Origin of the sequence: Streptomyces typhae, assembly GCF_009755605.1 — a bacterium.
GTDB lineage: Bacteria > Actinomycetota > Actinomycetes > Streptomycetales > Streptomycetaceae > Streptomyces > Streptomyces typhae.
In genome coordinates, this window is sequence record NZ_WPNZ01000014.1 from 135987 (window position 1) to 148320 (window position 12334).

Sequence of the window (12334 nt, forward strand, 5' to 3'; positions counted from 1 at the left end):
GGCCTTGGCGGCGGGCACGACGAGGGGGAGGCCGGGTGCGCGCCTCCAGAGGGGAGCAACACCGGAAGGGTCGGCTCCATTTCCTCTTTGCCAAAGCATTACCTAGTCATTCTCAACCGATTTCCTTGCTTACGCTTGCCCCATGTCCGCCCGCGCACCCCGTTCACCCCTCCGCCCCGTGGGAACGGTGACGCGCGGCACCACGAATCCCAACCGGCTGCGCCGCATGGACCGGTGGATCGCCGCCGTCCACGGCGCCGCGCTGCGCGGCGCGGAGGCTCCGCTCGCCGTCGACCTCGGCTACGGCGCGGCCCCCTGGACCGCCGTCGAACTGCTCCTGCGGCTGCGTACCGTCGCCCCGCGCGCGTGCGTGACGGGCATCGAGATCGACCCGGAGCGGGTGGCGGCGGCCCGGCCCTACGAGCGCGAGGGCCTCACCTTCCGGCACGGCGGCTTCGAGGTGCCGCTGGCCGCGCGCCCGCTGTTGATCCGTGCGGCGAACGTGCTGCGCCAGTACGACGAGGACCAGGTCGCCGCCGTCTGGGAGCGGCTGTGCGGGCGGCTCGCGCCGGGCGGGCTGCTCGTCGAGGGCACCTGCGACGAGATCGGGCGGCGGCACGTGTGGGTCGCGCTCGGCCCGGAGGGCCCGCGCACGGTGACGTTCGCGGCCCGCCTCGCCTCCCTGGAGCGCCCCTCCGACCTCGCGGAGCGGCTGCCCAAGGCGCTGATCCACCGCAATGTGCCCGGTGAGCCGGTGCACGCGTTCCTGCGGGACTTCGACCGGGCGTGGGCGGCGGCAGCCCCGTACGCGGCGTACGGGGCGCGGCAGCGGTGGGCGCGGGCGGTGCGGGACCTGACGGCGGACTGGCCGGTGGTGGACCGCGGCGCGCGGTGGCGGCAGGGGGAAGTGACGGTGCGGTGGGAGGCGTTGGCGCCGCGCGGGGCCTGACGGCCCGGCTCCGTGTCCCGTAGGGGTGATCTCCGTGCCCCATGGGGGCGATCTCCGGGTCCGCCGATGGAACGATCTCCGCTTTCGGTACGTCACACGAGGCAGACGGGGGATCGGAGTTGCCGCGTGGCTCTGTCGCAATCGGCGGCGACATGGCACCATCCCCGGAAACGCGCGGACAAGTTACTGACGGTAAATCAGCTTTGGGGGTGGCGGGCGTGACCGGCAAGGGGCACTCGACGACGACGGCCGTGGCACTGATCTGCGCGTGCGCTGCCGCGGTGCTGGCCGCGCCGGGCACGGCGTTCGCGCGACCCACGGACCCCACTCCCCCCACGAATAGATCCCTCGAACAGGTCCGCGAGGAGATCGAGCGGCTCTACCGCGAGGCGGGCACGGCCACGGACGCGTACAACGCCGCGGAGGAGAAGGCCGAGAAGCAGTCGCAGGAGATCGTGCGGCTGGCCCGCTCCATCGACAAGGGACAGGCGAGGCTGGAGAGGCTCAGGGCCCGCGCGGCCGCCGCCGCCCGCGCGCAGTACCGCCGCGGCGGAGTGCCCGACGAGGCCAAGCTGCTGCTCAGCGACAACCCGAGCCGGTTCCTCGACGGCGCGGGCCGACTGCGCCGCGGCCAGCACGCGACGAAGTCCATGCTGACCGAAATGGCCCGCACGCAGGAGGACTTGACGACGTACGCCAAGGACGCCTCCGCCCAGTGGAAGCGCCTCGAGGCCAACCGCAAGGCCAAGGCCGAGGCGAAGAAGAAGGTCAAGAAGAAGATCGCCGCCGCCGAGAAGCTGGAGTCGCGCCTGGAGAAGACGGAGCGCGAGCGGCTGCGGAAGCTGGAGGAGGAGGCCGCCCTGAAGCGGCAGTCCGCCTGGGTGGACACCGGCATACTCAAGGACGCGAAGGGCGGCGACGCGACCTCGCCCGGCAAGAAGGCCATCGCCTACGCCACCGCGCAGATCGGCAAGCCGTACGTATGGGGTGCCGAGGGCCCGAAGTCCTTCGACTGCTCGGGGCTGACGTCCCAGGCCTGGGCCGCCGCGGGCAAGGGCATCCCGCGCACCTCGCAGGAGCAGTGGAAGCAGCTCCCCCACGTCGACGTGAAGAACATGCGCCCCGGCGACCTGATCATCTACCACAAGGACGCCAGTCACGTCGGCCTCTATGTGGGCGACGGCGCCATCGTGCACGCTCCCCGCCCCGGGCGGGACGTGACGGTCGCGGGTGCGGGGTCCATGGAGATACTCGGCGTGGTGCGGCCGGACAAGTAAGGGGCCCGGCCCTCTCTCCCCCCGCCAGCCTGCCTGCCGACCTGCCAGCCTGCCAGCCTGCCAGCCTGCCAGCCTGCAAGGACACGGTGGCCTGTGACCCGTGCCGCACGCCCTGGGTCCGGCTCAACCGTCCGGACGTGACGTTCGTCATCACAAGCGGACCGGGTTCGTTCCAAATGCCGTCCAGGATGCGGCATATGCCGTCGGCCGCGTGCCGGACGCCATTCCACACGAGTCCCGGGTACCGCTATGGTCCCCGTCTGGTGGTGCGTGCGACCGTCGCGCCACCATGCCCTCGGGGGGAGGGAAGGAACTCAACGATGCCCGTACCCATACCGCGGCAGAGAGCGATCCCGGCCGCGGAAGGCGGTCAGGCCGGTACCACCCCGGAAGCCGACGGCACCGGCCCCTCGGACCATGACACCGCCGAGGGCGCCAGGTCCGCGGGCCGCGGCCACGCGGACCGCGGCCTCGCGGGCGGTAGCCCCGCTGAGGGCGGTCCCGCCGAGGGCGGCCACGGCGAGGGCGGCCACGGCGACGGCCTCGCGGCCAACGGCACAGACAGCGGCGTACGCGGTGGCGTGGGCAGCGGCAGCGGCGCCAACGGCGGCGCGAGCAGCGGCAGCGGCACAGGCAGCAGCGCGAACGGCGGCACAGGCAGCAGCCCAGGCGGCGACACAGACCACAGCCCAGGCGGCAGCCCAGACGATGCCACAGACCACAGCCCAGGCGGCGGCCCAGACGCCGCCACAGACCACAGCCCACGCAACGGCGCGGGCAGCGGCATCGCCCTCACTCTCCTCGTCATCGAGGACGACCCGACCGGCTCCCTGAGGCTTCCCGAGCTCCTGGACTCCGCGGGCAGGCCGATCCGTATCCGCACCGCCCGCAACCTCACCGAGGCCGAGCGGCTGCTCACGGACGACGTGCACTGCATCCTGCTCGACCTGGCCCTGCCGGGCCGGACCCCCGCGAGCGGCCCCGAGGACACCGACCGCGGCGCCACCGACCCCGACGAGCTCGCCGTGCTCCGGCACGTGCTGCGCCTCGCGCCCCGCCACGCCGTACTCGCGCTCACCGCGTCCGGCGACGCCGAGATCGGCGCCCAGGCCGTGCGGGTCGGCGCCCAGGACTATCTGCTGCGCGAGGAGCTGGACGGCCGCCTGCTGAGCCGCGCCATCCGGTACGCGGTGGAGCGCAAGCGCGCGGACGCCGCGCAGCGCCAGCTCTCGGAGTCCCGTCTGCGCGCCCAGGAGAACGCCCGTCTGGAGCGCGGGCTGCTGCCGACGCCGCTGCTCGACGGCTCCCCGCTGCGCTTCGCCGCCCGCTACCGCCCCGGCCGCTCCCGGGCACTGCTCGGCGGTGACTTCTACGACACGGTGCGCACGCCGGACGGCTCGGTGCACGTGATGATCGGCGACGTGTGCGGGCACGGCCCCGACGAGGCGGCGCTCGGTGTCGAGCTGCGCATCGCCTGGCGCGCGCTGACCTTCGCGGGGCTGTGCGGCGACGAGCTGCTGTCCACCCTCCAGAAGGTCCTGGAGCACGAGCGTGCCGACGAGGAGATCTTCGCGACCCTGTGCACGGTGGACATCGCGCCGGACGGGCGCAGGGCGGGCCTGTGCCTGGCCGGCCACCCGTCACCGCTGATAGCCCGCCCCGGCCGGCCCGCGGAGTTGCTCCCGTACGACGACGGGGGCCCCGCGCTCGGCCTGCTGCCGCGGGCCCGGTGGCCCCGCCGCCAGGTGGAGCTCGGCGGCAGCTGGAGCCTGATGCTGTACACGGACGGCCTGATCGAGGGCCGGATCGGCCAGGGCAACCAGCGGCTCGGGCAGGACGGCATGGTGGAGATGGTCCGCCGCAAGATCGCGGCGGGCCTCGGCGGCGACGAACTCCTGGAGGCCGCGGTGAACGAGGCCCAGGAACTCAACGGCGGCGACCTGACGGACGACGTGGCGGTACTGCTGCTCGACCGGACGCGCTAGCGCCCGCTCCCGGCGTGCCTGCTCAGCGCCCGCCGTTGTACGGCCCGTAGGGGCCGTCGCTGCTGGAGCCGCGGCGGCCGCCGCCCCCGCCGGTGATCTGGCGCAGCGCGGGCCGCACGTCGACCATGTACACGATGGTCGCGATGAGGCCGATGATGGGCAGGAACGACAGGATCGGGAAGAGCAGGTTCACCACGAAGGCGATCCCGAGGATGATCAGCCAGAACGGCTTGGTCTTCTTGTCCGCCGCGCGGTAGGCGTCCTCCCGCCGGATGGCGGCGTCGAGGAGCGCGAAGCCGCTGAACACGATCAGGGCCAGCGACAGCAGCCACATGAGGTTCGCGAACCCCTGCATCAGCACAACGTCCACCACCAGTCTCGGCGTATCCCTACGCGACGTACGAAGCCAACGTCACCGTACCCGCTTACCCGGACAACGGGCCGGGCACTCCGGGAGTGCCCGGCCGGCGCCGCTCCCTCTACTTGGCGGGCGGCGTGGTCTTCTTCGCCCTACTTGGCGGGCGGCGTGGTCTTCTTCGCCGTCGTGGACGTCGACGTGTTCGTCGATGTGGACGCCGTCGACGACGGTGCCGTCTTCTTGGCGGCGGGCTTCTTGGCCGTCGTGGTGCTCTTCTTGGCGGCAGGCTTGTCCGTGGACGTGGACGTGGACGTGGATGTGGACGAGGACGTGGCTGCGGCGGAGGGGCCGCTGTCGGACGCACCCGTGTCCGAGGACGCCGAGTTCGAGCCCGTGCCGGAGGAGGCGGCGCCTTCGCCGTTCGCGGCCTCGTCGGGCTCCACCTGGACAGCGAGGTCGGTCAGGCCCTCGGCGGCCTCGCCGCGCCAGGACCGCACGGTCTGCTCACCGTGCTCGGCGACCTGGTCGTACTTCTCCCGCGCCTGGACCGCGTACTCGACGGCGACGCCGACGCTGCGCAGGGCCAGGTCCTGTGCGCCTTCGCCGAGCTTCTTCAGGTCCGTGTCCAGGGAGCCGAAGAACTCGCCGACCTTGGCCTGGATGACCTCGCGGGCCTCCTTGGCGCGGGCAGCGGCCTTGTCCTGGACGTCCTTGGGGTCGGTGTTGCGGACGGCGTCGATCCGCGCCGGGGCCTCCGCGGCGAGCTGCTCGATGAGGCCGGGCACCTTCTTGGCCTGCTGGTACGCGAGGTCGGCGCCGCCGGCGAAGAAGTAGAGGGGCTTGGGGTCGGTGAGCGTCTTGCGTACGTCGTCGGTGATGGGCATGGCGAATGGTCCTCCCGGATTCGCTTCGGCTTGCGGGCCGCTCGCCCCGGACAGCCCTAGGAGGGCTCGCCCTGGGACTGCTCGCTCTGGGGCGGCTCGCCCGCGGATTGCTTGCGTGTGGGTGGCGCGTCGTCGTCTCCGCCGTCGGCCCGGACGCCGCCGTCCCCCGCCGCGTCCAGGTCGATGTCGTCCGCGTCCGGATCGATGCCGATGCCATGGGCGTCCACACCGACGTCGATGCCGTCGGCACCGTCGATGCCTTCGACGTGCGGGCCGACGCCGTTCGCGTCCAGGCCGACGACGTTCGCGCCCTGGCCTGCGCCGTCGGCGTCCGCCGAGGTCACGAAGCCGTTCTCCTTGCGGAACGACTCGTAGATCTGCAGCAGCACCTGCTTCTGCCGCTCGTTGATGGAGGGGTCGGCGAGGATGACGGCGCGCGTCTCCAGCTCGTCCCGCTCCTTCTCGTCGAGGATCCCCGCCCGGACGTACAACGTCTCGGCCGAGATCCTCAGCGCCTTGGCCACCTGTTGCAGCACCTCGGCGCTCGGCTTGCGCAGCCCGCGCTCGATCTGGCTCAGATACGGATTCGACACCCCGGCGGCATCGGCGAGCTGCCTGAGCGACAGCTGCGCGGTGCGCCGCTGCTCGCGCAGGTACTCCCCGAGATTGCCGACGTTGAGCGATGCCATGAGTCGATGGTGCACCCATCCCGCTAACTATTGCAAGCACGCGCTTGCAAAAGTGCGCCACGCCACGCGCCGCCGCCCTCGACAGGCCGCGGAAGGCCTAACGCTTCACGACCTTGGCGAAGGAAGCCCTCGCCCAGAAGTAGCCGACGGCGGAGAGGCCGAGGAGCCAGGCCAGGGAGGTCCAGGCGTCGTTGCCGATGCCGGTGCCGAGGAGCAGGCCGCGCAGGGTCTCGTTGATCGGGGTGAAGGGCTGGTACTCGGCGAACCAGCGCAGGCCGTCCGGCATCGACTCGGGGGTGACGACCGCGGAGCCGAGGAAGGGCAGGAACGTCAGCGGCATGGGGGCGTTGGAGGCGGTCTCCACGCTCTGCGAGCCGAGGCCCATCGCCGCCGAGACCCAGGCGAGGGCGAAGGCCAGGGCGAGAAGGAGGCCGAACGCGGCCAGCCACTCCACCACGCTCGCGTCCGGCCGGAAGCCCACCGCGACGGCTACGAGGACGACCAGGACCAGGCTGATCATGGTCTGGATGACGTTGCCGACCACATGGCCCACGAGCACCGAGGCCCGGGAGATCGCCATGGTGCGGAAGCGGTTGATGATGCCCTCGGTCATGTCCGAGCAGACCGACACCGCCGTGGAGATGGCGGCCGAGGTCACGGCCATCAGGAGGATGCCGGGCGTGACGTAGTTGGTGTAGTCGCCCCGGTCGCCGCCGCCCGCGGCGCCAGGGATGTCGATGCCGCCGCCGAGCGCGCCGCCGAAGACGTACACGAACAGGAGCAGCATCAGCAGGGGCATGGCGACGACGGAGATCGTCATCGACGGATAGCGCCGGGCGTGCTTGAGGTTGCGGCGCAGCATCGTCATCGAGTCGCGCACGGCGTACGAGTCGGCGCTCATCGCCGGGCCTCCTTGGCTGCGGGGTGCAACGCGTCCGCGCTGTACGCGTCCGCGCTGTACGGGTGCGGGGCGTGGGCCGTCCGGCCCTGGCCGGTCAGGGTCAGGAAGACGTCGTCGAGGTCGGGGGTGTGCACGGTGAGCGTCTCGGCCTGGACGCCCGCGCCCTCCAGGACGTCGAGCACCGCACGCAGGGCGGAGATGCTGCCGTCGCTCGGGACCTGGAGGCTCAGCGTCTCGTCGTCGCGGACGACCGTGGAGAGCGCGAGGCGGTCCACGGCGGCCTCCAGCTGCCCGATGTCGTCGAACCGCAGCCGGATGTGCCCGCCGGGAATGAGGCGCTTGAGCTCGTCCGCCGTGCCCTCGGCGACGATCCTGCCGCCGTCGAGGACCGCTATGCGGTCGGCGAGCTGGTCGGCCTCCTCCAGGTACTGCGTCGTCAGGAAGATGGTGGTGCCGCCCGCGACCAGGTCGCGGATGAGTTCCCACATCGTGCGGCGGCTGCGCGGGTCGAGGCCCGTCGTCGGCTCGTCGAGGAAGATGACGTCGGGCTCGCCGACCAGGGTCATCGCCAGGTCGAGCTTGCGCCGCATGCCCCCGGAGAACGCCGACGCGGTCTTCTTCGCCACGTCGGCGAGGTCGAAGCGGGCCAGGAGCTCGGCGGCGCGGCGCCTGCCCTCGGCCCGGTCGAGGTGGAGCAGGTCCGCGACGAGGAGCATGTTCTCCTCCGCGGTGAGCAGGTCGTCCACCGCGGCGAACTGCCCCGTGACGCCGATGGCGGAGCGCACGGCGTCCGCCTCCCGCTCCAGGGAGCGGCCCGCGACGAGCGCACTGCCCCCGTCGGCGGCGATCAGCGTGGAGAGGATCTGGACGGTGGTGGTCTTGCCGGCTCCGTTGGGGCCGAGGAGGGCGAAGATCGTGCCCGGGGCGACATCCAGGTCGATGCCGTCGAGCACCACCTTCTCGCCGTACGCCTTGCGCAGCCCCTTGGCGGCGATGCCCTGCGGCGGGGCGGTCCCAACGGTGGTGGCAGTCATCGTGCCGCCGCCTCCTCATCCCTTGATGGTCCGGGTGATACGTATGTTCCGCGTTGTCCGTGGGCCCCCTGGCATGCCGGGAGCCTCGCGATGCCGCGTCGTCGTCGGCACTGCCCGGCGGCCGTCAGGCGTTGCGGCGGATCACGATGTCGCCGACGCCCGTGCGGGCGCGGACGGTGACGGACTCGGCGTCCGGGCCGGGGGCCGCGGCGGTGTCGATCGAGTTGTGCACCGTGCCCGCGTGGGACTTGACCTCCAGCTGGGCGACGCTGGTCCTGCGGATGCCGACCTCGACGCCGCCGTCGGACGTCTCCAGGGTGACCATGCCGCGGATCACCTCGTCGACCTTGATCGTGCCGCTGTCCGCCGTGATGTCGACCGCGCCGTGCGCGACGCCCACGGCGACGGCGCCGTACGCGGCGGTGGCGCGCAGTTCGCCGGTGACCTCGCGGATGGTGGTGTCGCCCTTGAAGTTCCTTACGGTGGCGGCGCCCGCGACGTCCCCGAGCTCGACCCGGCCGGCCGCCTCGGCCTCCACGTCGCCGGTGGCCCGGTCCAGGCGGATGTCACCCAAGCTCGTCTTGAGGAAGGCCGCGTCGGCCTCGGCCACCCGGACGTCACCGGACGCGGTCTCCAAGCGGCAGTCGCCGAGGCGTCCTTCGGTGGTGAAGGCGCCCACGGCCGTCAGCGCCCGGACGTCCGATCCCGCGGGCAGCTCGATGGTGACGTCGACCGAACCGGTCTTGCCGCCGAAGAGCGAGCGCTTCTTGGCGCCCTTGATCAGGAGCGTGCCGCCCTTGCAGGAGACCTCGGTCTGCTCGGCCGCCTTCACGTCGGCCTGCTCGGCCCCGTTCGACGGCGTCACCGTGACGACGGTGTCGAGCCGCTTGCTCGCCGAGATGTGCGCGGTGCCCATGTCGAATTCGATGACAGCGGAGATGGGCTCGGGGGTGTCGAAAGAAGGCATGGCCGTCCTGTTCTGACTGTGGTGGCGGAACCCGCTGGAGTCAGCGGGCTCGTCGGTCGTCGTGCGCGTCGTACGTCCCGTCGGCGCGGCCCCCGCGTTCAGCGCGGGCCCCCTCGCCTTCGGTGATGCCAGCATGGCATCACCATGGCACCAATGCAACCCTCGTTGGCACACACATGGTGCCACGGGGGCCATTGAGGAGCGTGCCGTACCGGCACCCACCCACGCGCACACGCCGTGACCTGCGGCTTTCCCAGCATCGGGGAGTTGGCATCGACCATGCCCCCGGGGGCCATTCAGGCGTCAAGAAGGCGTCAAGAAGACGACACGATGCGCCGGGGTGACGCCATGCGGGGTCAGCGCGAGCCGGACGCGAGACCCGCCAGCGCCGCCGCCACCGTCCGGTGCAGCTCGCCCGCCCCGGCCCCCGCCCGTGACCGCACGTTCACCCCGTACGCGAGCAGTACCAGCACCTCCGCACCGTCCCCCGGCACCACGCCCGGCGCGAGCTGCCCCTGGTCGCGCGCGGTCTCCAGGACGGCGCGGAACGCGTCCCGCAGGCTCCGGTGGTGGCCGTCGAGGACGGCGCGGACCTCGGGGTCCGCGGCCTCCTCACCCGCGTACGCGTTGACGAGCATGCAGCCCCACCGGGCGTACTCCCCCTCGCAGCGCGCGTCCACGAGACCGGCGAAGAACTCCCGTACGGCGGGCAGCCCGCGGGGGTCGGCGGCCAGCGCCGCGCAGACGGGCGCGGACCTCAGCCGCACATGGCGGCGCAGCGCGGCGAGGTGCAGTTCCCGCTTGTCCCCGAACGTCGCGTACAGGCTGGAGCGGTTGAGTCCGGTCTCGGCGGTGACGGCCTGGATGGACGTGGTAGCGGCGCCGTGCCGCCAGAAGAGGCGTTCGGCGCGCTCCAGGGCGCGGTCGGGGTCGAAGTGCTTGATGTCGGGCACGGCGCGACTCCTCCTCTGCCCTCGGCCTCAGCCTCGACCTCGACCTCGGCCTCGACCTCTGCCTCTGCCTCTGCCTCTGCCTCTGCCTCTGGCTCTGGCTCTGCCTCTGCCTCTGGCTCTGGCTCTGCCTCGGCCTCGTACGTTCCTGAACTGGGCGTTCCAAGTTACCTCTTGACGCTCCGTCGGTCCCCCCTTCATCCTGAAACGGTCGTTCCAAGTTCCGTACAGACAGACAAGGACGGCTCCACCCATGACGCTTCGCGACGAACTCCGCTTCGTGCACGACAACCGGCACGTCAGGCTCTCCGCCGACCGGATGGAGACGATGGACCGCAACGCCGCCGCCCTGGCGGCGTCCGGCATCGTGGAGCGCGCCGCCCGCGTGGGCGACCGCGCGCCGGACTTCACGCTCGGCTCCGCGACGGGCCGCCCGGTGTCGCTGTCCGCCGTGCTCGCCGACGGCCCTGTCGTCCTCACCTTCTACCGGGGCGCGTGGTGCCCCTTCTGCAACCTCGCCCTGCGCGCCCTCCAGGCCCACCACGAGGCGATCACCGCGCGCGGCGCGCGGCTGCTCGCCGTGTCGCCGCAGATTCCGGACGAGTCGCTGTCCCTGACGCAGAAGGAGGAGCTGGCCTTCGACGTGCTCAGCGACATCGGCTCCGACGTCGCAGAGCGGTACGGCATCGCTTTCGACCTGGGCGAGGAACTGGGTTCTCTGTACGACGAGTTGGGTTTCGAGCTGGAGCGCGTGAACGACGGCCACGCCCGGACGCTGCCGCTGCCCGCGACGTACGTGATCGACCGCGACGGCGTGATCCGCTGGGCGTTCGTGGCGAGCGACTACGCGGTGCGGGCCGAGCCGTCCGACATCCTGGCGGCGCTGGACTCCCTGGACTCCTCGGTCTCTTCGGGCTCCTTGGCCTCCTCGGGCTCTTCGGGCTCCTTGGCCTCTTCGGACTCCTCGGGCTGACCGCGCGGCCTCCCGGGCAGGGTTGCCCCATGACCGACACCACCGCCCCCTCGTCCCCCTGGTACGCGCACCCCGCCGCCCGGCAGTGGAGCTGTCCGCCTCCGCCCGCCGGGGTCCGCGCCTTCCACGAGTCGCTGGCCGAGTACGTGCCCACACCCCTCACGGAGGTCCCGGCCCTCGCCGCGGAACTGGGAGTCGGCCGCGTCTTCGTCAAGGATGAGTCGGTGCGGCTCGGCCTGCCCGCGTTCAAGGCGCTCGGTGCGTTCTGGGCGGTGCACCGGATCCTCGCGCGGCAGCCGCCCGAGGCCCCGCTGGAACTGGTCACCGCGACCGACGGCAACCACGGCCGTGCGGTGGCCCGGATCGCGCGGCGGCTCGGGCAGCGGGCCCATGTGTTCGTGTCGCAGGGGGTGCACCCCGGGGCGGTGTCCGCGATCGAAGGGGAAGGGGCGCGGGTGACCCGGGTCGCGGGGAGCTACGACCTGGCGGTACGGGCGGCGGCGGACGCGGCGCGGGCGCAGGGGTCGGTGCTGGTGCAGGACACGGCCTGGGAGGGGTACGAGGAGGTGCCCGCGTGGATCGTGGAGGGGTACTCCACGCTCTTCGCCGAGGTCGACGCCCAACTCGCCGCAGCGGGCGCGGGAGCGCCGGAACTCGTGGCCGTGCCCGTGGGCGTGGGGTCGCTCGCGCAGGCGGCCGTCACGCACTACCGGAGCCGGGACGGCGGGGGCCGGGACGGCGGGGGCCCGGACGGCGGGGGCCCGAACAGCGGGGGCCCGGACGGCCGCAACCCGAACAGCGGGAGCCAGGACAGCCGCAACCCGAACGGCGGGAGCCAGGACCAGGACGGCCGCAACCCGGAGGACAGGGGCCGGGGAGACCGGGGAGGCCGGGGCCCGGCGCTGCTCTCCGTGGAGCCCACGGCGGCCGCGCCCGCGCTCGCGGGACTCCTGCGCGGCGAGCCGGTGCCCGTGACCACGCGGGAGACGGTGATGGCGGGCCTGAACTGCGGCACCGTGTCCCGGCTCGCCTGGCCGGTCCTCCGGCGGGGCCTGGACGCGGCGGTGTCGGTCACCGACGCGGACGCCCTGGCGGCGGTACGGGACCTGACCGCGCTCGGGGTGTCGTCGGGACCGTGCGGCGCGGCCACCCTGGCCGGTGCGCGGGCCGCGCTCACGGGCGCGGCGGCACCGGCCCGCCGCGCCGACCTCGCCGTCGGCCCGCACTCCACGGTGGTCCTCCTCAACACGGAGGGCAGGGAGGCGAACCCTTACGGGTCCCCGGTTCCGTAGGCCCAGCCGCACAGCAGCCGCACTGTACCCAGCCGCACAGCAGCCGCTCCGTACGGGGGAGCAACACCGCCCTCC

General features: G+C 72.6%; 12 protein-coding genes. 5 read left to right on the forward strand and 7 right to left on the reverse strand.

Translation table 11 applies throughout. The features are described from left to right. The first annotated feature begins 142 nt into the window (after positions 1 to 142). The 3 genes from GPA10_RS25270 (at position 143) to GPA10_RS25280 (ending at position 4211) form a co-directional block, all read left to right on the forward strand. Complete coding sequence (locus tag GPA10_RS25270) at positions 143 to 949, forward strand: class I SAM-dependent methyltransferase (RefSeq protein WP_157167500.1); 807 nt, start codon at positions 143 to 145, stop codon at positions 947 to 949. Between the two features lie 209 nt (positions 950 to 1158). Continuing rightward, positions 1159 to 2226 (forward strand): C40 family peptidase, encoded by a 1068-nt coding sequence (locus GPA10_RS25275; RefSeq protein WP_343041303.1) that lies wholly within the window; start codon positions 1159 to 1161, stop codon positions 2224 to 2226. 320 nt (positions 2227 to 2546) lie between these two features. Continuing rightward, positions 2547 to 4211: a PP2C family protein-serine/threonine phosphatase gene (locus GPA10_RS25280; RefSeq protein WP_246259696.1), complete on the forward strand. Its 1665-nt coding sequence runs from the start codon at positions 2547 to 2549 to the stop codon at positions 4209 to 4211. A gap of 22 nt (positions 4212 to 4233) precedes the next feature. Here the strand turns inward: GPA10_RS25280 and GPA10_RS25285 are convergent, their stop codons facing one another. The 7 genes from GPA10_RS25285 to GPA10_RS25315 form a co-directional block, all read right to left on the reverse strand. Continuing rightward, entirely contained in the window at positions 4234 to 4584 is a 351-nt protein-coding gene (locus GPA10_RS25285; protein WP_241844819.1) for a DUF2516 family protein, read from the reverse strand. Between the two features lie 137 nt (positions 4585 to 4721). After that, positions 4722 to 5453, reverse strand: coding sequence for a hypothetical protein (locus GPA10_RS25290; RefSeq protein ID WP_157167502.1), 732 nt, complete (start codon positions 5451 to 5453; stop codon positions 4722 to 4724). Positions 5454 to 5509: 56 nt separating this feature from the next. After that, positions 5510 to 6142 carry a helix-turn-helix domain-containing protein gene (locus tag GPA10_RS42745; RefSeq protein ID WP_246259698.1) on the reverse strand — a complete coding sequence of 211 codons (633 nt, stop codon included), beginning with the start codon at positions 6140 to 6142 and terminating at the stop codon, positions 5510 to 5512. Between the two features lie 97 nt (positions 6143 to 6239). Further along, positions 6240 to 7043, reverse strand: a complete 804-nt coding sequence (locus GPA10_RS25300; protein WP_058846324.1) for an ABC transporter permease — start codon at positions 7041 to 7043, stop codon at positions 6240 to 6242. Then, complete coding sequence (locus tag GPA10_RS25305) at positions 7040 to 8077, reverse strand: ATP-binding cassette domain-containing protein (RefSeq protein ID WP_157167503.1); 1038 nt, start codon at positions 8075 to 8077, stop codon at positions 7040 to 7042. Before GPA10_RS25305 ends, GPA10_RS25300 begins: the two co-directional genes overlap by 4 nt. A gap of 124 nt (positions 8078 to 8201) precedes the next feature. Beyond that, positions 8202 to 9044, reverse strand: a complete 843-nt coding sequence (locus GPA10_RS25310) for a DUF4097 family beta strand repeat-containing protein (protein ID WP_157167557.1) — start codon at positions 9042 to 9044, stop codon at positions 8202 to 8204. A gap of 356 nt (positions 9045 to 9400) precedes the next feature. Beyond that, a complete protein-coding gene (locus GPA10_RS25315; protein ID WP_343041304.1) occupies positions 9401 to 9997 on the reverse strand; it encodes a TetR/AcrR family transcriptional regulator in 597 nt (198 codons plus the stop codon). A gap of 250 nt (positions 9998 to 10247) precedes the next feature. Here GPA10_RS25315 and GPA10_RS25320 point away from each other — a divergent pair, with 250 nt between their 5' ends. Then, positions 10248 to 10967 carry a peroxiredoxin-like family protein gene (locus tag GPA10_RS25320; RefSeq protein WP_157167504.1) on the forward strand — a complete coding sequence of 240 codons (720 nt, stop codon included), beginning with the start codon at positions 10248 to 10250 and terminating at the stop codon, positions 10965 to 10967. Positions 10968 to 10996: 29 nt separating this feature from the next. Then, a complete protein-coding gene (locus GPA10_RS42750) occupies positions 10997 to 12259 on the forward strand; it encodes a pyridoxal-phosphate dependent enzyme (RefSeq protein WP_157167505.1) in 1263 nt (420 codons plus the stop codon). Positions 12260 to 12334 lie beyond the last annotated feature (75 nt).